This is a genomic window from Psychrobacter sp. 1044 (assembly GCF_904846525.1).
In the GTDB taxonomy this organism is placed as follows: domain Bacteria; phylum Pseudomonadota; class Gammaproteobacteria; order Pseudomonadales; family Moraxellaceae; genus Psychrobacter.
Map to the genome: position 1 here is coordinate 67,637 of NZ_CAJHAZ010000006.1, position 22,301 is coordinate 89,937.

At 43.0% G+C, this 22,301-nt stretch carries 18 protein-coding genes, 1 tRNA gene and 1 other RNA gene; 6 read left to right on the plus strand and 14 right to left on the minus strand.

The features are described 5' to 3' along the window. Positions 1 to 68: 68 nt before the first annotated feature. The 10 genes from JMX82_RS05500 to coaD all read right to left on the minus strand — a co-directional run bounded on the left by JMX82_RS05500 (position 69) and on the right by coaD (position 8,461). On the minus strand, positions 69 to 1,850 hold the full coding sequence (locus JMX82_RS05500) for a polysaccharide biosynthesis/export family protein (RefSeq protein ID WP_201539790.1): 1,782 nt from the start codon (positions 1,848 to 1,850) through the stop codon (positions 69 to 71). 55 nt (positions 1,851 to 1,905) lie between these two features. Next, on the minus strand, positions 1,906 to 3,012 hold the full coding sequence (locus JMX82_RS05505; RefSeq protein ID WP_227676374.1) for a capsule biosynthesis protein: 1,107 nt from the start codon (positions 3,010 to 3,012) through the stop codon (positions 1,906 to 1,908). After that, positions 2,990 to 3,661 (minus strand): ABC transporter ATP-binding protein, encoded by a 672-nt coding sequence (locus JMX82_RS05510; protein WP_045443596.1) that lies wholly within the window; start codon positions 3,659 to 3,661, stop codon positions 2,990 to 2,992. The genes JMX82_RS05505 and JMX82_RS05510 overlap by 23 nt, the downstream gene beginning before the upstream one ends. A 14-nt stretch (positions 3,662 to 3,675) precedes the next feature. After that, on the minus strand, positions 3,676 to 4,431 hold the full coding sequence (locus JMX82_RS05515) for an ABC transporter permease (protein WP_227676378.1): 756 nt from the start codon (positions 4,429 to 4,431) through the stop codon (positions 3,676 to 3,678). A 295-nt stretch (positions 4,432 to 4,726) separates the two neighbouring features. After that, positions 4,727 to 4,803 (minus strand) — tRNA-Met (locus JMX82_RS05520). A gap of 118 nt (positions 4,804 to 4,921) precedes the next feature. Next, positions 4,922 to 5,304, minus strand: an RNA gene (rnpB, locus tag JMX82_RS05525) — RNase P RNA component class A. A gap of 88 nt (positions 5,305 to 5,392) precedes the next feature. Beyond that, complete coding sequence (gene bioD / locus JMX82_RS05530; RefSeq protein ID WP_201539792.1) at positions 5,393 to 6,130, minus strand: dethiobiotin synthase; 738 nt, start codon at positions 6,128 to 6,130, stop codon at positions 5,393 to 5,395. Further along, positions 6,127 to 7,461 (minus strand): adenosylmethionine--8-amino-7-oxononanoate transaminase, encoded by a 1,335-nt coding sequence (gene bioA / locus JMX82_RS05535; protein WP_413786754.1) that lies wholly within the window; start codon positions 7,459 to 7,461, stop codon positions 6,127 to 6,129. The genes bioD and bioA overlap by 4 nt, the downstream gene beginning before the upstream one ends. A 130-nt stretch (positions 7,462 to 7,591) precedes the next feature. After that, positions 7,592 to 7,840 (minus strand): YfhL family 4Fe-4S dicluster ferredoxin, encoded by a 249-nt coding sequence (locus JMX82_RS05540; RefSeq protein ID WP_149490624.1) that lies wholly within the window; start codon positions 7,838 to 7,840, stop codon positions 7,592 to 7,594. A 102-nt stretch (positions 7,841 to 7,942) separates the two neighbouring features. After that, the gene (gene coaD, locus JMX82_RS05545; RefSeq protein WP_060490411.1) at positions 7,943 to 8,461 is read right to left on the minus strand and encodes a pantetheine-phosphate adenylyltransferase; all 519 of its coding nucleotides are present in this window, start codon (positions 8,459 to 8,461) and stop codon (positions 7,943 to 7,945) included. A 358-nt stretch (positions 8,462 to 8,819) separates the two neighbouring features. On the opposite strand from coaD, the gene smpB reads away from it, so the two are divergent. Then, positions 8,820 to 9,296 (plus strand): SsrA-binding protein SmpB, encoded by a 477-nt coding sequence (gene smpB, locus JMX82_RS05550; protein WP_045453654.1) that lies wholly within the window; start codon positions 8,820 to 8,822, stop codon positions 9,294 to 9,296. Between the two features lie 104 nt (positions 9,297 to 9,400). Here the strand turns inward: smpB and rarD are convergent, their stop codons facing one another. Next, positions 9,401 to 10,423, minus strand: coding sequence for an EamA family transporter RarD (gene rarD, locus JMX82_RS05555; protein ID WP_201539794.1), 1,023 nt, complete (start codon positions 10,421 to 10,423; stop codon positions 9,401 to 9,403). A 262-nt stretch (positions 10,424 to 10,685) separates the two neighbouring features. On the opposite strand from rarD, the gene JMX82_RS05560 reads away from it, so the two are divergent. The 5 genes from JMX82_RS05560 to JMX82_RS05580 all read left to right on the plus strand — a co-directional run bounded on the left by JMX82_RS05560 (position 10,686) and on the right by JMX82_RS05580 (position 16,292). Then, complete coding sequence (locus tag JMX82_RS05560; protein WP_045453648.1) at positions 10,686 to 11,153, plus strand: Lrp/AsnC family transcriptional regulator; 468 nt, start codon at positions 10,686 to 10,688, stop codon at positions 11,151 to 11,153. Between the two features lie 142 nt (positions 11,154 to 11,295). Continuing rightward, positions 11,296 to 12,051, plus strand: a complete 756-nt coding sequence (locus JMX82_RS05565) for a hypothetical protein (protein ID WP_413786755.1) — start codon at positions 11,296 to 11,298, stop codon at positions 12,049 to 12,051. Positions 12,052 to 12,281: 230 nt separating this feature from the next. Next, positions 12,282 to 14,741 carry a YgiQ family radical SAM protein gene (locus tag JMX82_RS05570; protein ID WP_201539795.1) on the plus strand — a complete coding sequence of 820 codons (2,460 nt, stop codon included), beginning with the start codon at positions 12,282 to 12,284 and terminating at the stop codon, positions 14,739 to 14,741. A 334-nt stretch (positions 14,742 to 15,075) separates the two neighbouring features. After that, positions 15,076 to 15,489: a hypothetical protein gene (locus tag JMX82_RS05575; RefSeq protein WP_201539796.1), complete on the plus strand. Its 414-nt coding sequence runs from the start codon at positions 15,076 to 15,078 to the stop codon at positions 15,487 to 15,489. Positions 15,490 to 15,728: 239 nt separating this feature from the next. Then, positions 15,729 to 16,292, plus strand: coding sequence for a hypothetical protein (locus JMX82_RS05580; protein ID WP_227676380.1), 564 nt, complete (start codon positions 15,729 to 15,731; stop codon positions 16,290 to 16,292). A gap of 48 nt (positions 16,293 to 16,340) precedes the next feature. Here the strand turns inward: JMX82_RS05580 and JMX82_RS05585 are convergent, their stop codons facing one another. From JMX82_RS05585 to JMX82_RS05595, 3 genes are all read right to left on the minus strand, one after another. Continuing rightward, positions 16,341 to 18,725, minus strand: coding sequence for a tetratricopeptide repeat protein (locus JMX82_RS05585; protein ID WP_201539797.1), 2,385 nt, complete (start codon positions 18,723 to 18,725; stop codon positions 16,341 to 16,343). Further along, positions 18,725 to 20,827 (minus strand): NAD-dependent DNA ligase LigA, encoded by a 2,103-nt coding sequence (gene ligA / locus JMX82_RS05590; RefSeq protein ID WP_201539798.1) that lies wholly within the window; start codon positions 20,825 to 20,827, stop codon positions 18,725 to 18,727. Before ligA ends, JMX82_RS05585 begins: the two co-directional genes overlap by 1 nt. Positions 20,828 to 21,121: 294 nt before the next feature. Further along, positions 21,122 to 22,150, minus strand: coding sequence for a cell division protein ZipA C-terminal FtsZ-binding domain-containing protein (locus JMX82_RS05595; RefSeq protein ID WP_087813974.1), 1,029 nt, complete (start codon positions 22,148 to 22,150; stop codon positions 21,122 to 21,124). Positions 22,151 to 22,301 lie beyond the last annotated feature (151 nt).

Here is a 22,301-nt window from a genome sequence, read left to right on the forward strand (position 1 = left end):
TATTCATTACTTTTGCATCTATCTATGCAAATGACTTGTTCTCTTGTTATACAACTTTTCAATAATGGTTATAAATCGAGAACCACTTTAGCAGCAATGGCCAACTGATAAACAATTTGCGATAAGCCGCGAGCAATTTCTACGCGCTTGGTTTTGACTTTTGGTAATACCATAATCTCATCGCCTTGCTGGATACGGTAAGCGGTATTGACCACCTCACTGGCGCCATTTTGATGGATAATCAAGATTTCTTTAACATCAGCATTGTCAGAGAAACCGCCTGAATTGGCAACATAATCACCAACGGTATAATCTGGATTAAAGGTCAGCGCGCCTTGTGCTCGTACTTGACCATTAACGGTAATGACAGACGTTTGCGCAGGTATCTCAATGATATCACCTTGCTGCAGAATAATATCCTGCCACGAATTCGGGACGACAACAATTTGACCCGTCGTTTTAACATTACGCGCTTTGGCAACAAACTGCTTAACCAATGCTGCATCGTCTTGACGCAGTGCTGCTTCTTCACGAGTGGTCGACTGCGTGGCAAGCGTCAGCTCTTCTAGACGATCGAGTGACTCATTAATCATGCGTTTTTGTTGCTCAGCAACAGACTCACGATAAATGGTCAGATGAGTCAATTTAGCGAGTGGGCTTGGCTGTAGCTGTGGCACGATGTCCTTTAAGCGAGCACCATATGGTACAACCATGGCACCATTACCTGTATGCGCACCTTTTACTTGCACCGCGATTGTGCCCGCATAACGATCGGAGGTAACTACCATCTGATCACCATTATAAACAGGCACGTTTTGAGCTTCTGCCAACGAGTAATATTCCGCCGTCTGTGCACGTCCTGCACTGCGAGTGATACTAACGTTGGTGGCATTTGCTGCGGGATTGGCCACTTGCAACACATCACCAATGGTCAGATCGTTCACATCAAATTCAAAGGTATATTCGTTTTGAACTTGGCCGCCTACTTCAAAGGTTTTTTTCTGCGGCGCGACCGTAATCACATCGCCATCACGAAAAGAGAATGCTTGTAATTTACCCGCTAGTAAAAAATCATACAGGTTGACTTGCTGTAGCATTTGCCCATTACGTTTGATTTGAATATCAATATAACTACCACGTGTTGGGTCAACGCCGCCTGCTCTATCCAAATAAGACAATACAGAGTCTGCTGCTAAACCGCCGTAATAACCTGGTTGTTTAACGAAACCTGTTACAAATACTTTTACTGGCTGTGCTTGCTCTAATGAAGCATAAACGCCAACGTTCGAGCGATAAATACGACTGACAGCACTTTTTACCACATTTTGTAGACTGCCATTTTGCACACCTGAGACACGTACTGGACCGATATTTGGCAAGAAAATATTGCCTTGTGGGTCGACGGTCATGGTAGCAGCATATTGATAAGCGCCCCACATCCTTACTTGGACGTTATCACCCGGGTTGATCACGTAACTGTCATTAAAGGTAGAGCCAGAGGTGGTCGAAAATGCTCCACGGAAGAGCTGCTCACCAAACATCATGTCTTGGGTGTTGATTTCTTGATAGGGGCGCGTGGTATTGATGACTGACTGACTTGGCAAGCTTGAGGCATTAACCGCTTCTTGCGCGGTCGCCTGTCCTGATACACCACCTGAAAATGCCTGTGTTGAGACATTGATGTTATTGCTGTTTTGGTCTTGACTCATGCTGTTATTGCTGGTGCCAAAGCTAGACCCTGAGATTTGATCAGCATAACTGCCTGCTGCTAGTGCTGATACACTGCTGGCTGCCATGGCCAAACTTAACACTTTTATCACGGTCACAATAGGACGTGGTTTCATATTCATGAGTGGTATTCCTTTGCTGATCTATCGATCATTACTGATATCTGGTGTGTTAAAACTAGCTACGATGATCACGAACAACTGCCATCACTAGGCGCACAAATCCATAAAGCATCAAAAGTAATGCTAGCGACGTCCAAATAATATAGGCGCGGCGTGGATAAGTTGCTTCTTCAGCCTGATATGGTGTTGAGATAACAATCAAATTCTTCATCTTTTTAAAAGCTTCTAAACGTGCCTTTTCAAGCGAAGATAAAGAAAGCTTATACAGCTCAGTGGCGAAATCGACATCAGCTTTGATGGTTTCAAACTGTACTGCTTGTCGATTTAGCTTAGTAGTATTTGGCGAGGTCAGTTTGGTTTGCTCTTGAAGAATTTGCTCTTCGACTGCTTTGATCTGGCTTCTTAGTGACACTACTTGCGGTGCGTCTGGGTTCAGATAGCTGAGTAATTGACGCTCTTCAGTACGTAATGAACTTAATTGCGCTTGCAAACTCCCAATCACCTGATTCACAATTTGAGCATTGGATTGTGGATCGTAAATCTCATTTTCGTTCTGATAGTTTAACAATTTCTCTTTGGCATCATTCAAGCGATCTTGTGATTCATCTAACTGTGTCTCAGCAAATAACAACTGATCACGAGCCACCTCTTGTGAAATACGGTTGACGAACTGCTCAGACTCATTGAGGATCGTTTTATTCAGCTCAAAAGCATACTTTGGATCAAAGGCTTCCGTCGATACTGACAGCACATAGCTTTGCTCGTCCAGATTGATGTGTACACGCTTTTTGAAGTACTCAAGTAATTCTTCTTGTGTGGCATCAGGCTCAATTTCATTGAGCGGATCTGAGCCATCGACATGATACGCTTCGCGGAACTTGAACTTATTATCAAGGCGCTTCACCATATCATTGGATAGAATATACTCGGTCAGATAAGTCGCATCTTCTTTACTGGTACTGTTCACACCCAACAAGGCCGACAGTCCACCGCCAGAAGGCACACTGGTATCACTGACTTGTTTGACCACCACATCAGCCGTCGAAATAAACCGCGGATGAGCAATGGTCATGACATAAAATATCACCAATACCCAAGGGAGGACCACCAAGCCAATAAACAGCGAGAAGTCAATTATCTTATTTTTTCGCTTTGTGGACATGCTCTTCATATACCTCAATCGCTTCTGTTGTGTCTTCAAAGACGTGTGCTGTTTGATCCATTAGCACAATACCAATATCACAATTACGCTTAATATCACCGATGTTATGCGATACGATTAAAAACCCTGCTTGTTCACGGCGCGCGGCCAATATCTCTTCACTACGCTTACGAAAAGCCGCATCACCCACAGCGCCCGCTTCATCAAGCATATAATAATCAAAATCGAAGGCCAAGCTTAGCCCAAAGGTTAATCGCGCTCTCATGCCTGATGAATAACTTTTTACCGGCATATCGAAATAGTTTCCGATATCTGCAAACTCTTCCACAAAACGAATTTTTTCGTCAATATAGGGACCGCTTGAATAAAGACGGCAAACAAAGCGGACGTTTTGACGACCCGTCAAACTACCTTGGAAACCGCCGGCTACCCCTACTGGCCAAGAAATCGTCGAGTCGGTAATAATCTCTCCGTGATCAGGCTTATCTAGTCCGCAAATAATACGCAGCAAAGTCGATTTACCCGCCCCGTTACGACCGAGTAAACCCACACTTTTTTTATCACCAATGGTCAGATTCAAATCTTTAAATAGATAATGTCGACCCTGCTTGGTCATAAAGGACTTAGAAACATTTCTAATTTCAATCATTCACTTACCCGTCGTTATTTAGAACGTATTAGGTCTCTTTCTACCGCTTTATACATGAGTAGACCTAAAAAATTTACTGCAACCGTCCACTTTAAAAAATACGTTATATCGATATTATAAATAGGATAACTGGGTGCTAAAGCATGCCGCATCAATTCAATATTATGAATATAAGGAATATATAATAAATAACTCAGATATGGCTCAGGAATAATATGGATAGAATAAACTATGCCAGAACCAAAATATAAAATAGTAAAAACTAAACTTATGATTTTACTAATTTCACCACCATAATAACCGACAACCATCATAATCATTGCCAGACCAAAGCCAAATAAGAATAGCGTTATCCAACAGAATAATACTATGTGTAATTGTGAGAAACTAATAGATGTACCAATAAATGCCAACATCACCAAAAGTAGTAAGAAGGTAAAAAAGTAAATCACTAATTCCAAAAATGAGCGGGCAATAATGACATCGATATGACGCACAGCTCGGTACATTAGAAGACCCTGATTAGCTTCTACGGCACCCAATGCGCGTGTAGCAATAGTGCTCATCATTCGGAATGATACTAAACCTGCGACCAAGAATAATTTATAATCCATTCCTGGCAAAACTCGAGCCATAATAGTACCAAATATGATCAAATAGACACCAACTTGAAAAAGTATTTCAAGTGGCGCCCACAGATAGCCCAAGCGATAACCACCAAAGCGCGTTTGCAGCTCACGCATTAGCAGAGCATGAAATGCGGCACCCATGACTTTTAGACCACTGCGATGCTTAATAGGACGATAAGGAGGTAGTTGTACAGACATGGCGTTACAGGACTTTACCGAAAACAGCCCCTATGATAAGTAAGCGGGACATAAGTTACAACAATTAATCTGTACCTAAACAGATAAAGCTATGGTTTAGCAAGAAATCAGTAGGTAATTATAATGTTTTATGGTGCGACTTGAGCCATTCACCATATCCTGAAATAATTTATTTCAGGCAAAAAAAAACCAATCAAATAATGATTGGCATTTTTAATATTACAGGTATTGCTAAAAATGGTGGCGATGAAGAGACTTGAACTCTTGACCTCACGATTATGAGTCATGCGCTCTAACCAGCTGAGCTACATCGCCATTTTAGGATGCACATTATGCCCAAGCTGCTGACTGTCGTCAACCCCTAACGGGCATTTTTTGCAAAAAAAGTGAATTTTATTCAAATTAGCTGCATTTTCTATCAAAAACAATAAAAAGGGTTGGTAAACCGATAAGCCGGGTTCTGTCGTGGACAATCATTCCTCTAGGCGTACAATCGCTCATACGCTCAAGCAACCTACCCGCATCGAACGCGGGCCGCGCCATGCCGATGCCTATTTGGTCTTGCTACGCGTGGAGTTTACCATGCCGTGAACTGTTACCAGACACGCGGTGCGCTCTTACCGCACCCTTTCACCCTTACCGATGACATGAACATCTTGCGATACTCACATAAGCCAAAGGCGGTCTACTCTCTGCTGCACTGGTCGTCAAGTTACCCTGCCCAGCCGTTAGCTGGCACGCTGCCCTATGTAGCCCGGACTTTCCTCCCCTACATGTCTGTTACCAGTGTGTAGCGGCGATTGTCTAGTCTACCAAGCGCGCTAGTATAACAAAACCAAACCCACATTGGGAATGTCTTTTGTACTTATTTTTGCTCTCAAGAAATCCTTTATCAAATAACCATCTAAATAAAGTCTATTGGTAAGCTTAAATGATAATTTTCTGGCAGGTTGTCAGTAGCAGATACCGCATTCTTCAAATTAGGTAGCTGTAACCAATGGGCTTTTGGGTAGTTGTTTTCGAGATAGCTTTGCAAAAATTCTATTGTACTAGTGGCTATCTCTTCGTCTGTCTGAGCAGCATCATCATGTATATGATTATAAACAACACTATGAACTTCTAGACCACGAGCCGTTATCGCTTCTAAACTCAGTAACGTATGATTGATACTACCCAAGCGACCTGAAGTTACCAAAACAATCGGATAACCTTGGGCGGCAACATAATCTAAAATTAATAACTGCTCCGTTATTGGCACGAGCAATCCACCAGCACCTTCTAGTAATACCAAGTCGTACTCAGCTTGCAATCGTTTGGTGGCATTAGCAATCCGTTCAGGATCTAGCACTTGCCCTGATAATCGAGTGGCTAAGTGCGGTGATGCGGGTTTTTCGTAGCGATAAGGACAAGTGGTAAAATCGAGGTCACAGGGTTGTAGTGGTATTCCCATCAAATCACGATGGATAATAATGTCGTCAGCGATACCCATTGTGCCAGTATTTGGATCAATACTGATGCCAGTTTGTACCAGTTTTTGGGTAATGACGTTGACGCCTTGACTCATTAAAGCCTTTGCTATCATACCAGTGGCATAGGTTTTGCCAATGTCGGTATCGATACCTGAAACGAATAGCACACTCATAGTGACCTCTCTGTCATCGAAAGCGACCTTTTTTCAGGCAAAGATATTTGCTTTAAATAGATACTGGTCACCTTTAACAAAGCTTGGCATAACACTATGAGCTCGTCATCGCTAATCACATAAGGCGGCATGATATAAACCAATTTCCCAAACGGTCTAACCCAAATGCCATGCTCGATAAGTAGCGCCTGAAAGACGGGCATTTCTACAGCCTCATCCAATTCAATCACAGCGACTGCTCCTAGACAGCGTACTTCAGCAACCCCCTCTAACCTCGTAGCGAGCGCTAGCTGCTGCTCCATGATGGTCTGCATATTTGCAGTACATGCTTCAATATCATAGGACAGGATCAAATCAATAGAGGCGCAGGCGACTGCACAGGCAAGTGGATTGCCCATAAAGGTTGGCCCATGCATCAGTGCTGGATAGTCGCTTTGACTGATAGCATTGGCAATAGTACGCGTACATAAGGTCGCCGCAAACGTCATGTAGCCACCCGTTAAGGCTTTGCCAATGGTCATGATATCAGGACTGATATCAGCATGCTCACAAGCAAACAGTTTGCCACTACGCCCGAAACCTGTGGCTATTTCATCAGCAATCAGTAGCACACCATGCTCGTCACATAGTTGACGCAATAGCTTTAAATACTCAGGACTATAAAAGCGCATGCCACCTGCACCCTGAATAACCGGCTCGATAATAAAGCCCGCCAGCTCATCGCTGTGCTCAGCAAAAAACGTTGTGAGGGCTAAACGGTCAGAATCTGTCAAAGCACGATCAAATCCAAGGGGCGGCGCAGGGACGAAGTGCTGCATCGGTAATTGCTTGCCATATAAGCTGTGCATGCCATTGACAGGATCACAGATACTCATCGCATGCCATGTATCACCATAGTAGCCAGAATGTGTTGAGGCAAATTGCTGCTTATGCGGACACTTAACAGCAATTTGATATTGCAATGCCATTTTTAGTGCCACTTCTACCGCAATACTGCCACTATCTGCATAGAAAATCGCATCAAGTCCAGCAGGCACAATATCGAGTAACTTTTTACCCAAATCTATCGCTGGCTGATGGGTCAAACCACCAAACATGACATGTGCCATCTTACCCAATTGCTCGGTGATAGCAGCGTTTAGCTTCGGATGATTATAGCCATGGACGCTTGCCCACCACGATGACATACCATCGATCAGGCGCGTGCCGTCTTCGGTAATGATATAGATACCTTCAGCACGATCAATAACGATGTTAGCGTAAGTAGGCGGCAGACTGGCATAGGGATGCCAAAGGTGCTGGTGATCAAAATCACTGGTAGCAGTACTCATAGTCATAGTATGCCCACAATCGAAAAGCATTTATTTTTAAAAAAACGTCCTACCATTTGAATATCCGTATTCGTCATATTATTCCTAGGTTTTAGCACTTTCATACACCCATAACATAATCTGCAACGCATTACTGACCAGTAATACGTTTGTATTTTGACATCAAATCGCTTTGGGTTTCGACGTGGTTTGGGTCATGCGGGATACAGTCAACCGGACAGATGACCACGCATTGCGGCTCGTCGAAGTGCCCGACACATTCGGTGCATAAATCAGGGTCAATCACATAAATATCATCGCCTTCTGAGATGGCTTCGTTTGGGCAGGCAGGCTCGCACACATCACAGTTGATGCATTCATCAGTAATTAATAACGCCATAGACTGCTCCTTATATTTTTCTTATAACACTTGTATCGTTGGCTTTGACGATTTCGATGCGTTTAAATATTCAACACATCTTAATTATCAGCAGGTATTTTGCTATTTAAGATTGAGTTTTTCAGCAAAAGCTTGTGACACACATGGTGGGACAAATTTAGTCACATCACCACCGAGTTTGGCGATTTCTCGAATCATCGTCGAGGAGATGAATGAGTAATTCTGCGATGGCGTCAAAAACACCGCTTCAAAGTTTTCATCAAGCTCACGGTTCATATTGGCCAGCTGAAATTCATATTCAAAATCTGACATCGCCCGCAGACCTCGTAAGACAGCAGTGGCATTTTTTTCACGCATAAAGTCAACGAGCAAACCTTCAAAACCCACGACCGATACTTGTGGTAAGTCAGCAAATACCGTCTCGACTAAGGCGACGCGCTCCTCAAAGTTAAATAAAGGCTTTTTATGATGTCCTGAGGCAACCGCAATAACAACCTCATCAAACAGTTTGGTGGCGCGTGTGACCAAGTCCACATGACCATTGGTAATAGGATCAAAGGTACCAGGATATAAAATTCTAGTGTGCAGCTTTGAGGAGTTAGCAGAAGTAGAGTGGCTCATAGCGTGGCTAATAGGGTCAGTAATAGTAGGCTATATGCTAGCAAATTTTGCTCAAACTTAATACTTATCGTCGATGCATTTGTAAATAGTTACCGCCTTAAACTCACTTAATGTACTCAGTCTTCTGTTTGCGCCCGATTGCTGTGTGACCACCTTAAATGACTTCGACTATATTGGCTACATTTGTCCTAATAGCCGACTTACATTTTTGTTAGAGGCTTTGCTACAATAGGCGGTTCGACTCATCCGTTTTATAAACCAAATAAAAGACAATGCCATTTATTGAGTTAGGATGAGGAATCAGTAGGACTAGTCAGATAAGGACTTTGTATTTGTATGCAGTCCTTATGGAGAAATTATGTCAAAAAAATCAAAAAAACCAGAGAATCAAATTTGTGCCAATAAAAAAGCTCGACACGAGTATTTTATTGAAGAAACGTTTGAAGCAGGATTGTCGTTACAAGGTTGGGAAGTAAAAGCCATTCGTGCGGGCAAAATGACCATTACGGAAGCCTATATTATCTTTCGTAATAATGAGGCATTTATATTTGGTGCCCATATTCAGCCGCTGCTATCCAGCTCGACGCATGTCAGTCCTGATAGTATCCGTACCCGTAAACTGCTGCTCAATCGCCGCGAAATCGAAAAGTTAATGGGCGCAGTCAACCAAAAAGGCTATGCCTGCGTGCCATTATCTTGCTATTGGAAAAACTCGCTGGTGAAATGTCAAATTGGCTTGGCACTGGGTAAAAAACAACACGACAAACGTAAAACGCTTAAAGACCGTGATTGGGAACGTGATAAGCAGCGTGGCTTTAAGAAGGATTTAGATTAAAGCCATCTTTCAACAGATTGGTGTTAATCTTAAAAAAACGGACGATTCAACTTTATGCTGAATCGTCCGTTTTTATTTGTTCAATCTATTTTACTTATCAACCCTCAAACAACTGGCGCAATCTTTGTTGTTTGCGATTGTTTATGAGCGCTACGTAATTTGCGCACCCCATGAGCCACTAAAAATGCGATGCCTACCCAAATCAAGCCATAGCTATAGATCATCGCCGATTCAAACGGGTTGCCTAATACTGTGATTGCCAATATGAATAATAAAGCAGGCTCCAAATAGCTCATCATGCCATAGACGTTGACTGGTAGCATCTGACTGGCATCGACATTGGTTTTCATGGCAAGCACGCTCATGACACCAAGTCCCGCCAGCATCAGGATAAAAAAGCCAGAACCGCTCACTAAGCTTAAACTGCTCGGCGCAAACAGCAATAAGTAAGCCAAAGCAAATGGTGCGAATATCGTCAAATCAACCAATAACCCAGTCACCGCGCCAATCCCTTGTATGCGGCGTAAAATATAATATAGCGGGTACGTGCCGCAGACCCAAAGCGTTGCCCAAGAGACACTTTGCGTACGAATGATTTCACTGCACACACCCACTGCTGCAAAAGCCACCGCTAGCCATTGCAGGCGGCTTAGTTTTTCGCCAAACAAGACGCAACCAAACACTACCATCATGAGTGGGAATAAAAAATAACCCATCGCGGTTTGTACGCCCTGCCCATTGACTGGTGCCCACATAAACAACCAAAACTGGCTTAAGAATATAGGTGTCGGTAATAATAACCACGCCCATTGTTTAACAGAGCCTAATGCTTTGAGTTTATCGATGTGAAAACCTAAGCGCCCACTGATCAGCAAATATCCTATCAATGCCGCCCACATTGCCAGCATCCGCCAGATAAAGACTTGCGTACCTGACAATGGCGCCAAAAAGCTGCTGTAAGCATAAAGTACGCCAAACAACAAATTCGACAGCACTGCTAATGCCACGCCCAATATTAATGTGCGTTGCTGTGCGCTACCCGCCGTCCAAATCGCTGGCAATGGCAAGCGCGAGACAGTCGTTGCTAGCGTATTTACAAAGACAGTAGAAAGCATTGAAGTAGACATAAAAGCACCGTAAGTTTACATAGATATTAGAAAACCAGCTGTGAGCTTTTACTTGTTAGGGTTAAGTTTTGGTTGCTAGGTTTTAATTGTTAGCGTCTATTTTACTCAGTAGCAGTGAGATATTATTGCTATAAAACTTTATTTATGAATAAATTTAGCTTTTAGAACCTTTAAAAATAAATATTTTCTTAAATTTTGACTTATAGTGATAATAATTATTAAAAATCCAGTGAATAAAATGCTTTCTAAAAGAGAGAACACCATGAGCCAAGTTTTAGATGATATCGATAAAGCGATTTTAAATTTATTACAGGACGATGCGACCTTGCCATTAAAAACCGTGGCAGAACAAGTGCATGTGTCTATCGCTACTGCCCAGCGCCGTATTCAAGCATTAATCAGCAATGGCGTCATTACCAAGCAAGTCGCTATCGTTGACCCAAACAAGGTGGGCTACGGGCTTACGGCAGTGGTGATGATAGAGATGGCGCGCTCAAACACTTCGATGCAACATCGGTTTGAGCGCTTGATGAATACACAACCACAAGTGATGAGCTGTTATGAGGTGTCCGGTGATGCGGATTTTATGTTGATGGTCAATGCCAAAAATATGAGTGATTACCATCGCTTCACGACTGGTTTGCTCACCTATGAGAATAATGTGCGCAACTTTAAAAGCCAATTTGTGATGAACTTTACTAAAAGTGGGACAAAGATTTTGCTCGATTAATTTGATTATGAAAACTGCTTGGCTGTTTAATTAAAAGTAGATAAGTCGCGGTCAAACAAGGTACGATATCAACGAAAGTTTGGCAGTAAATAATAGATGCCGCACCAGTAGTCCATCGCCTAGTAGACAAGGAAGCCTTACCATGATTAAAAACACCCGTACCATTAGAAAAGAAGAAAGTAATAATCCAGTACTAAAAGCATTAAGCTTTAAAACAGTGATGGCCAGTGCATCGCTTGCGGCATTGCTCGCCAGCTCTGGCTGTGCCACTAGCTCATTATTAGACAGTGACAATCGAGTCAACACAACGACAACTAAAAGTGTGTTGTCAGAAGATCAAATCGTGGCTTTTGGTCGCCCTGCACAAGCATTACCCAAAATGCCAAATGCGACGATGGTTATCGTTGGCGAAAAGAACAGCTATGTGCTGACCCAAGGTGGGACAGAGATGGTGAATTTACTGACCAATTTGACACCAAAAAATATCCAAGTCGATAATGAGATGAACTTTTATGTGCCCAATAACGACGGCTACTTCCAGGGTGAAATGAAACTGTCTTATGCCAAACTAAAAGATGAATTTAAACGTTCTGACTATCAATTTTTTTTACAGAATAATGGCAAAGAATGCACCTCAGCCAGTGACCAGCGTATCAATGCTCAGCGCTTTTGCTTTAGCGTTCCCGTCAAAGGCGCTATTTATCCGCAAGTGAGTAATCTCAGCTTAATCCAATCCAATTATCGCCCTTTAACTAAGCCTTATACGGTGAGCTTTTATACCCAAAGTCAGCAAAATCAAGTGTCTCGTAGTGGCGCAAATACAGCTCAGAAGCTGGTTTTATTGCCTTTTGCCTTAGCTTTTGACGTAGTTACTTTCCCATTTCAGTTATTAGAGTAGTAAATCCTTACTATAAACGATGATTTGGAATAAAGATGCGCTTAGTTCCTAAAAGCCTTTTTATTCATAGATTACTTAAACTATCAATAACTTATCGTCAATCCTTTGTCATCGTTTATGACATCATGAAGACAATTCATGTTAAAATGAGCGCTTTTAAATGAGCCGTTAATATTTTTAATGAATAACGGCTTTTTTTAGTGCCATTTTTCTAATTAACAGGTCCGCTCATGTCTGCCGATACCATCGCCCGCACCGCCTTTAAACAAGGCACCAAACCACTTTACGACTACGACAAACATTGGGCAAGCTGTTACGAGCCAGCGCCTTATTTGCCTATGAGCCGCAAAGAGATGGATGATTTGGGCTGGGATGCCTGTGATGTCATAATCATTTCAGGCGATGCGTATGTCGATCATCCAAGCTTTGGTATGGCGATTATCGGTCGTCTACTAGAGTCACAAGGCTTTCGCGTGGGTATCATTGCTCAGCCAGATTGGAAGAGCAAAGACGCGTTTATGGAATTGGGCAAACCTGTCTATGCTTACGGCGTGACCGCAGGCAACATGGACAGCATGATCAACCGCTATACCGCCGATCGCAAGATTCGTAGCGATGATGCGTACTCGCCGGGCAACGTGGCAAATAAACGCCCTGACCGCGCCGCTATCGTCTATAGCCAGCGCTGCCGTGAAGCTTATCCTGATGTGCCAATTATCCTAGGTGGTATCGAAGGCAGCCTACGCCGTATCGCTCATTATGATTACTGGTCGGACAAAGTCCGCCGTAGTATCTTGATGGATGCCCGTGCCGATGTTTTATTGTACGGTAATGCTGAGCGCGCCATCGTCGATGTGGTACATGGTCTGTCTAAAGGCTATAGCTTTGAGCAGATGAGCAAATTGCGCGGTACTTCATATCTGTTGACGCCAACACGCCGCCATTGGCAAGACGATATGACTGAAGTCGCTAGTAATGATGTCGATACCGTGGGCCGTGTTGACCCGATTATCAATCCGTATGTGATGACCGAAGACGTGGATCAATGCTCAATCGAGCAAGACAAACCCATCGATTCACCGGTTGGGCAAGCCATGTCGGGAATGGCTTCACAGTATCCGGGCTTTGTTTCTGAACCAGTTGCCAATAAAATTCTAAATGCCGAGCAAGTTGACGAAGAAACGCAAGTGGTGCAAATGCGTGGTTTTGATAAGCCAATGACGGCGCGTAAGCATAAAATAAAAATGCCGCCACGTGAAAAGACGGTCATTCGTCTGCCTGATTATGAGCACGTCAAATCCGACCCTGTGTTGTACGCTCATGCCAGCCGTATCTTACATCTTGAGACCAATCCAGGTAATGCCCGTGCCCTCGTGCAACGTCATAGTAGCGGCGCTGGTAATTCGCACACCTCCATCGACGTTTGGCTCAATCCACCACCGATTCCGCTCTCGACCGAAGAGATGGATTATGTGTTTGACTTGCCGTACGCACGTTTGCCGCATCCAAGCTATGGCGATGCACGCATCCCTGCTTATGACATGATTAAGTTTTCTGTCAATATCATGCGCGGCTGTTTTGGTGGTTGTACTTTTTGCTCGATCACTGAGCACGAAGGACGCATTATCCAAAACCGCTCGGAAGAATCTATCCTACGAGAAGTCGAAGCCATTCGTGATACCGCACCTAACTACACTGGCGTTATCTCTGACCTTGGCGGGCCAACGGCCAATATGTATCGTCTGAGCTGTAAAGACGAGACCATTGAAAAGAACTGCCGTAAGCCGTCTTGTGTCTATCCTGACGTCTGCGAAAACTTGATTACCGATCACAGTAATTTGACCAAACTATATCGCAAAGCCCGTGATATCAAAGGTGTGAAAAAGATTCTTATTGCCTCTGGCTTGCGCTATGACTTGGCGGTAAAAGATCCAGAATACGTCAAAGAATTGGTCAGCCATCATGTCGGTGGTTATCTAAAAATTGCGCCTGAGCATTCAGAAGAAAACGTCTTATCGAAAATGATGAAGCCGGGCATGGGCAGCTATGATAAATTCAAAGCCATGTTTGAGCAGTACAGCCAAGAAGCAGGTAAAGAGCAATATCTGATTCCTTACTTTATCGCCGCGCATCCGGGCACGAAAGATGAGGATATGATGAACCTTGCGCTGTGGCTAAAAAGCCATGGCTACCGCGCTGACCAAGTACAAGCGTTTTATCCTAGCCCGATGGCGACAGCGACCACCATGTATCATACGCATAAAGATCCACTGCATAAGATCAGCCGTGATGAAGGTGACATGGATATCGTCAAATCGGGTAAGCAGCGCAAACTGCATAAAGCGTTCTTGCGCTATCATGATCCAAAAAACTGGGTATTATTGCGTAAAGCTCTGCAAGATATGGGTCGTGGCGATTTGATTGGTAAAAACCGTGGCTGCTTAATCCCGCCGTTCAACGCCAGTTTAGAAGGGCGCGATGCAGCACAAGACAGCTATCAATCGGCGCGTAAAAAGAACAGCCGCTTGGGTAATGATTCGGTGAAGCGTAATAATAATTCGTCAACCAATGGCGCATCCGCTAAAGGCGCTGCGGGTCAAAGCACAGTCAATAAAAATACCAAAAAGCGCGTGAGTAAAGGCAATTTCCAAACCCAGCATACTGGTTTGCCACCGCGTAAAACCAAGTAGTTAAAGCCCCGTATCTCATTGCTAAATGCAGATGCTTAAATGAGTGACGAACACTCATTTAAGCTCATAAAAAAGCGTCTATCGGTCAAAAGATCGATAGGCGCTTTTTTATTTCAATCGGCTTATTTTTAATAAATGCATAATCAAAGCTTAAATACCGACCAAAACGCACCAAATGATGCGTTACATTAGTCAGTGATTAAGTAACTTAATGAACACGTAACAAACAATTTCTAACATTCTTCAAGCGCTGTTTTCGTTACCATATGCGCTATATGCTTAACGCATTGTTAAAAATAAATACATTAAGATTTTTATATCTTTGGAGAATGCCATGAACACCCTAACCAAATTTGCTGTTGCGCTACCTACCCTTGCCTTATTAAGTGCTTGTGCGACCACGGCTCCTACTACGCCAAATGTATCAAACACGCCTGCATCAGAAAGTGTCACCGATGCCGCTTATGATCGTATGGCACCAGCACCTTATACCTGTACTGACGACAGCACCATCATGGCTAAACAATCTATTAATAAAAAACAAGTGATGCTCAATGCGACCTTGCCTAAAGTAAAATGGGCTGAGCAACCAATCATCTTAAATGGTGATGTGCAAGGTGATACCGCAAGCTACGTTAATGAGTCAAACCCAGAAGCTGTCTATGCATGGCATATGAAAGGCGACAAAGGTATTTTTGCCATCAAATGGGCAAACGGTAAAGAATATCAAGTAAACTGCCAAATCTAATTAGCTAGCTATAAACAGCCTGCCAGTTTTAAAAAACCAGCGACATATACAAGACAGTCATCATAGGATGGCTGTTTTTTTTGCGTATTGATTGAACAATATTGCATTGAATATCTGTATAAAAACTGACATCAAAACCATAGATTCAGGTTAAGCATTGGTTAGAATGAACGGTTTGCTGCTTTTGTCTAGAGAAGCATCAAGAAACCTGTCAAAATAGCGCTGATAGGACATTGTTTATGATTAATAATACTGAGGATACGTCGATGGCTAAGCGCCTAATGAATATGATGATCATCGCTACTGCCAGCATGTGGGCACTGGCAGGCTGCGACAACAATGCTGAAACTGCCGCTCAAGCTTCTGAGCAAGTGGTGGCGACCGCAGACTCATCAACGACAGCCACTAAGACTATTGATTGGTCAGTCATGGCGAGCGGTGAAAAGCCCGCTGACCCTGCCAATTATCAATATCCGTTTGCGCTCGATAGCCAAAATGTCCGTGATTATGCAGAATATTTCAAAGTGGATAATGCCACCGCTCAGCATAATCTGACCGTGAGCATGGCGAGCAATGAGGCACTATCCAAAGCTTTGGATCAGCTAAGTGAGACCTATCTTTCACACGAGCTGACCGATGATAAAGACATGACACTTATCATTCATACCACGCCTGAGGTCGCTGCCAGCAGCTATGATTATGTGCTGTCCGATGACTTTGCTAAGGGACTGGTATTACCTATCGTGATTCAGCCGGATGGTAAGAAAGGTGAGGTGAAAAGGCATGGAGAGGTGGCGGATTAGAAGTTAATAGCGTGTGTTTTGTTTCATAACACACGCTACAAAGAATTATTAAGTCTGACGATATGGATTGTTTGAAAGATCAATTTTTATATCCCTATCACGGAGTAGCCAAGCTAAGTAAAGCTGATATTCAGTTGCGGCAGGCGCAATATATACTTTGTTAAGGTTTTCTTTTACTTCATCTTCATACTCAACAAATAGAAGCTTTTTATGTGCAATATTAACTTCAGGCGCATTTATTGAGGTCACATATACCATTCGACACTCTTGCTCTTCTTGAAAAGCAGAATGCTTGATTAAGTACTTTAAAGGTAGAAGAATTTCGTTTATCAATATATCGATTTTATTGGACGACTCCAAGTCATCACTTGCTATTGCTTTCTTCTTCTTTATTATCGATTCATAAGTACTTTTTAGAGTACGAAAAGCGTCACTAAAGGCAATAGTTTTCTCATCTATATATTTCTTATATTCTTCCCACTCATATTCTGCCTTACTTTTTTCTCCACCTTGCACCACTACAGTTTCATTACCGAATTCACGAAAAAAAGTTATACGATTACGCTGAGCTAGTTGGATATAACTAGAAGTGGGGTCTATATACACACACCTCATTACTGGTTGTTTGCTAACTCTAGTTTTGCTACTCAAGCTTTCCTTTATACTTGACTGTTCATTAATTACTAAGGGAGAAATATTTCTATTTGAACCCTGGATGTTACTTTCAAACGATAGGAAAGATAGCCCTCCTAAAGAATTATCTGATTGAAAGAACTCCTTTTTAAATACGAGACTAACACCTGAAGCTTCTTTGTCAGCTTCCTTTCCATATAGACGGAACTGGTTAAGACTATCATGATTAAAAGTAAAGCAGCTGATAAAGGCGTGTAAGCTTTTATCAAAATCTGGAGCATGAAAAGAATTATCTCTTATACCTTTTAGATAGTTTACTAATAAATGCCCTTCACTAGGGTCATTGACGTTATTGATGGTATTTAAACGAAATGCACTTGGCAAACCTTTTTCTTCATTTATCTCCAAGAGGAGATTTGCAGTATCTGTGCTAGTATAATGCGCAAGTTTTCGCTCAGGAAGCTTTTCTTCAAGAGAGTCTTGTCCAAATTCCAACTGTAAAATTTCGACTATTTCTAAAGTTTTATCTAATAACTGCCATGCTTTTTCACCCACTACCCCTACTTCCAACTTCTCATCTAACAGTAAATCACATATTTTCTTATAACAATATGCTTCATAAGGATAAGCTGATTCAGCGTTAACAAATGCGTTCCTAGCCTCAGTATATTTCTTTGATTCGTTATCACAAACCAAAAGTTGACCAATTTTGTATTGAGCAGACTTATATATTTTCGAATCATCTGAAAATAATATACCACTCCATACCTTAATGGCGTTTTCAGTATCATCTGTCTTTTTAAAGTCAAAACCTATAAGCCATTGTGCGAAAGCATAATGTATAGCGTGATCTTCACGCTTTATTCTATGCAATGCTTCTAGAAAGCTTATATGACTACCTATATTTTTCATCAAGGAAGAAATTAGGAGTTCTGCCTGAGCATATACTTTTACGTCATCAAAGTTATTAATATCACATAGATACCTCAATGCATTTTGGTATTCATTTTGTCCTTTTAGTATTTTAGCAGCCAAATATCGAGATTTTGCATATGTATTAGGGCAATCAGCATGATTAACAGCATCTAAGAACAATAAAGCAGATTTTTTATCGCCCTTCTTGTATAAAGTTAGTCCAATATTGTATTGCGCTTGATTATATATCTCCGCATCATCTTTTTCATTAATATTCTTCCATGCTACCAAAGCTCCGTCCACATCATCTTTTTCTACTAAAACGATACCAATACCTATCTGTGCTCTGGCGTATAATACAGAGTCAAATGAACGCTCTATATTTTTCCAAGCTTCTATAGCCCCTTCAATATCATTCTTTTCATACAAAGCTGTACCAATATTTAGCTGGGCTTTTGAATATATTTCTACACTTTCTGAACGCTTGATACTATGCCAAATCTCTAAAGCTTCTTCGACATCGCCTCTTTTATACAGTATATCGCTAATCTCCCTTTTTGCCTGAATATACTCTTCAATATCATCAGAGTATTCAATGTTGCGCCATGCTGCTAACGCACCCTCAACATCTCCTTTCTCATACAAAATAATAGCTATACCTCTTTGTGACTTAGCGTATACCGCAGCATTATCTGAGCGCAGTATTTTGTGCCATAGTTCTAGAGCTTCTTCGACATAATCTTTTGCATTTAAAACAATACAAATATTAAATTGAGCCTTAGCGTATGAATCACCACTGCTTTTCTCATTTGTTATTCTTTGCCACCTTTCGATTTTTTCTCTTTCCGCTTTACTTAGATTTTCCAAATTATCAATATTCATCATCACTTCTCACCAACCAACGCCAAAAACTCATCTTCACCCACTACTTTCACACCCAGCTTCTCCGCCTTAGCCATCTTTGAGCCAGCTTTATCCCCTGCCAGTAGCGTGGTAGTTTTTGCCGAGATACTACCCGAGACTTTGGCACCGAGTGCTTGTAGTTTGGCTTTGGCTTCATCACGCGCCATGCTATCAAGCGCACCGGTGATGACCCACGTTTGCCCATCGAGCGGCAATCCTTCTGATGCTACTTGCTCGACTTTATCCCAATGCACACCTGCTTCGCGCAGTGCGGTGATGACTTCGATATTGTGCGGTGCGCGGAAGAATTTATAAGCAAGTTCAGCGGTGATAGTGCCAACGTCAGGCGTTTGCAGTAGCTTATCGATATCAGCAGCCATCAAGCTATCGAGGTCGCCAAATTGCTGCGCCAAATTCTGCGCCGTCGTCTCACCTACACCGCGAATACCCAGCGCATAGATAAAGCGTGCGAGTGTCGTATGCTTACTGGCTTCGATAGCACTAAGGATGTTTTGTACCGATTTTTCGCCCAGCTTCTCAAGCGTAATCAGCTCCTCTTGATGATTGTGCAATTGATAGATATCAGCGACTGTCTTCACCAAGCCATGCTCAAAAAAGCTAATCAGCCAACTTGCGCCTAAGCCATCGATATCCATTGCCCGACGCGAGACAAAGTGGATGAGCGCCTCGACCTGCTGCGCGGGACAAAACAGCCCACCAGTGCAACGCGCCAACGCTTCATCTTTGGGCAACACCACAGGCGAGTCGCATACTGGGCAGGTCGATGGCAACGTAACGGGTTCAGAATTTTCTGGGCGTTGATCTGTCCAAACACGGGTCACTTTAGGAATCACATCGCCTGCACGGTGGACGCTGACCATATCGCCTGCACGCACATCCAAGCGCTGAATCTCGCCAAAGTTATGCAAGGTGACATTGCTGACCGTGACGCCGCCGACTTTCACGGGTTCTAATTTACCAACGGGCGTAATCGCGCCCGTGCGTCCGACTTGCCATTCGATAGCATGCAAGCGTGTCATGACGGTTTCGGCAGGGAATTTATAAGCGGTTGCCCAGCGCGGCTCGCGTGATAAAAAGCCAAGCTGCTGCTGCAATGCCAAGCTATTGACCTTAATCACCATGCCATCAATCTCAAACGGCAGCTCGCTACGTGCCTCTTTTGTCGATTCATAATACGCCTGAGCCTCACGTGGATTTTGCACCACCTCGACTGCACTGACGGTAAAGCCAATGGTTTTTAGCCATGCAAGCGCTGCTGATTGGGTTTTGATATGCTCAGGCAACCCTTGATTGACTGAATAACAGTAAAATGCGAGCGGACGGCTAGCAGCAATGGCGGGATCTAGCTGACGCAAACTTCCAGCGGCAGCATTGCGTGGATTGGCAAAAGTTTTGTCGCCCTTTTCTTCAGCAAGGCGATTCAAACGCTCAAAGCCCGCTTTCGGCATCAGCACTTCACCGCGCACTTCTAATAATGGAATATCGCTTGCAGCCGCGAGCCAAAGTGGCAAATTACGAATGGTTTTGGCATTTTGGGTGATGTCCTCGCCCGTTTGTCCATCGCCACGTGTGACCGCTTGTATAAATTTACCATGAGCATACTTGAGTGATACCGCCAAGCCATCGAGCTTTAACTCCATCTCGTATTCAGGGTTTTTCTGTGCATCATTGAGACGATCATTCACGCGGCGCATAAAGCCATGTAATTCATCATAATCAAAGACGTTGCCAAGCGAGAGCATAGGAATATCATGAGTGACTTGGGTAAAAGCCGATAGCGGCATATCGCCAACTTGGTTAATCGGGCTGTCTGGCTGTACCAAATCTGGATATTGTTCTTCAAGCGCCAATAAAGAGCGGCGTAACTGATCGTATTCGCTGTCCTCTAAAATGGGACTATCAAGCACATAATAAGCATAATTGTGCTGCTTAAGCGCATCGATAAACGTGCGCATCTGGGTGACGATAGCATCATTATTTTTTATAGGATTGGCAGTATTGATGTCTTTATTAATGTCTTTATTAATGTTTTTAGAGGTAAGCGGTGAGATAGGATCAGTCATAGTCGGCGTCTTTTTCTTTGCAATTCAAGATGCCGACTATGATAACAAGTTTGTAGGATGCTCGGATATAGTCGATCCTATATAAATTAGATACTGTGTCAGGCTCGCTCAGTCTACTATGTGTAGTACTTTCACTCACCTTCCTTGTATCTAAAGTATCTTGAACCGACTCTAACATTTTGCAGAAACTAAAGCTCATTAAAAAAGGCAAATAACGTCAATCGCTATTTGCCTTTTAGAATACTGCTAATATGAATCAGCTTTTATTAATCAACCTGTATTAATACATTAAAACTAACCTTCATAATCGCGAACTTGGTTACGCAATTGCTGCTTGTATTCAGGAGTGATTGGTTCGTTCTCTTCATCGAGCATAATGGCGTCCAAATCACTTGCCATCATATAAGCAATACTCATCATACTATCGAAGCTACGCAGCGCTTGTGGATGCGGCAAAGATAAGAATACTACCACACCATTATAAGTATTGGTCGCCACGCTATGCGGATCAAAAGGCGCGATACCACTATCGGTGATGCCCATCATGCTAAACCAGAGCATACCAGTGCCGTCTTTTTGCTCATAACGATGGAACATATTCATCGCGCCATAGCGCAGACCATACTTATCAATTAATGCCAATAAATCACGACCACGGATAATCGCGGCTGGACGGTCGCGATATTGATGCGGCAAGATAGTGATATTAATGTTGTCTTTGGCATTGATGAGTGGACCGTTTTGCGCTTCATCTACTGGCTCTGAGAGATGCTGATCGAGTATCGGGCTGTTATTATCGAAGCTTGGCTCGTCTGCGGTATCAATAGAGGGCATCAAGCTGTCAGTTGCAGACATCAAGCTTGAAAACGCATCCTGCTCTTGCTCGATATGCATCTGCTCAGCGGCTTCTGCAAACTCGCTGTTGTCAGCACGCTGCTGCTCTGCTTGCCAGCGCACATAGTCAGCATCATCTATTGTGTCAGTATCGGTTTCAGTATCGCTGTCATTAACATCCGCATGCCCAGCTGTCAGCTGCGTATCGACATGGGTATGAGGTTGGGTCAAAGGCTCGTCTTCGACCACCGCATTTAGATAACTGCGATCAGGGGCGATACTTGTTTCGCCAGCGACTGTATCATCCAAGTCTGGCTGATCGACGATATTGCGTTCATGGCGCGGTATGATAGGAATACCGTTTTTATCATAATTGACCGCTACCGCTTCAGCATTGCTGCGGCGCTTAAAGCTACGAATGACCATAAATAGCCCTGCAAGCATGATAAATGCGGCAATGGCAATCAATATAAACTGAATAGCGGTCATAAGAGATACATCCTAATATATGACAAAAGGGAATACATAAGAGGGAATAAATGGCAATAGTCTAGCATGGCTAATGAATATCGTCACCATATAGTCATCGTTTACCGTGAGGCTGACACACTTGCGTGACGTTGTAATCTTGTCACATCAT

Bases quoted from the DNA above. Each gene is read 5' to 3' on its own strand.
- JMX82_RS05570 (WP_201539795.1), top strand. From the start codon at position 12,282: ATGTCTGCCGATACCATCGCCCGCACCGCCTTTAAACAAGGCACCAAA.
- ligA (WP_201539798.1), bottom strand. From the start codon at position 20,827: ATGACTGATCCTATCTCACCGCTTACCTCTAAAAACATTAATAAAGAC.
- smpB (WP_045453654.1), top strand. From the start codon at position 8,820: ATGTCAAAAAAATCAAAAAAACCAGAGAATCAAATTTGTGCCAATAAA.
- coaD (WP_060490411.1), bottom strand. From the start codon at position 8,461: ATGAGCCACTCTACTTCTGCTAACTCCTCAAAGCTGCACACTAGAATT.
- JMX82_RS05500 (WP_201539790.1), bottom strand. From the start codon at position 1,850: ATGAATATGAAACCACGTCCTATTGTGACCGTGATAAAAGTGTTAAGT.
- JMX82_RS05560 (WP_045453648.1), top strand. From the start codon at position 10,686: ATGAGCCAAGTTTTAGATGATATCGATAAAGCGATTTTAAATTTATTA.
- bioA (WP_413786754.1), bottom strand. From the start codon at position 7,461: ATGAGTACTGCTACCAGTGATTTTGATCACCAGCACCTTTGGCATCCC.
- bioD (WP_201539792.1), bottom strand. From the start codon at position 6,130: ATGAGTGTGCTATTCGTTTCAGGTATCGATACCGACATTGGCAAAACC.
- JMX82_RS05595 (WP_087813974.1), bottom strand. From the start codon at position 22,150: ATGACCGCTATTCAGTTTATATTGATTGCCATTGCCGCATTTATCATG.
- JMX82_RS05540 (WP_149490624.1), bottom strand. From the start codon at position 7,840: ATGGCGTTATTAATTACTGATGAATGCATCAACTGTGATGTGTGCGAG.
- JMX82_RS05580 (WP_227676380.1), top strand. From the start codon at position 15,729: ATGATTAATAATACTGAGGATACGTCGATGGCTAAGCGCCTAATGAAT.
- JMX82_RS05510 (WP_045443596.1), bottom strand. From the start codon at position 3,661: ATGATTGAAATTAGAAATGTTTCTAAGTCCTTTATGACCAAGCAGGGT.
- JMX82_RS05575 (WP_201539796.1), top strand. From the start codon at position 15,076: ATGAACACCCTAACCAAATTTGCTGTTGCGCTACCTACCCTTGCCTTA.
- JMX82_RS05515 (WP_227676378.1), bottom strand. From the start codon at position 4,431: ATGGGTGCCGCATTTCATGCTCTGCTAATGCGTGAGCTGCAAACGCGC.
- rarD (WP_201539794.1), bottom strand. From the start codon at position 10,423: ATGTCTACTTCAATGCTTTCTACTGTCTTTGTAAATACGCTAGCAACG.
- JMX82_RS05505 (WP_227676374.1), bottom strand. From the start codon at position 3,012: ATGTCCACAAAGCGAAAAAATAAGATAATTGACTTCTCGCTGTTTATT.
- JMX82_RS05585 (WP_201539797.1), bottom strand. From the start codon at position 18,725: ATGATGAATATTGATAATTTGGAAAATCTAAGTAAAGCGGAAAGAGAA.
- JMX82_RS05565 (WP_413786755.1), top strand. From the start codon at position 11,296: ATGATTAAAAACACCCGTACCATTAGAAAAGAAGAAAGTAATAATCCA.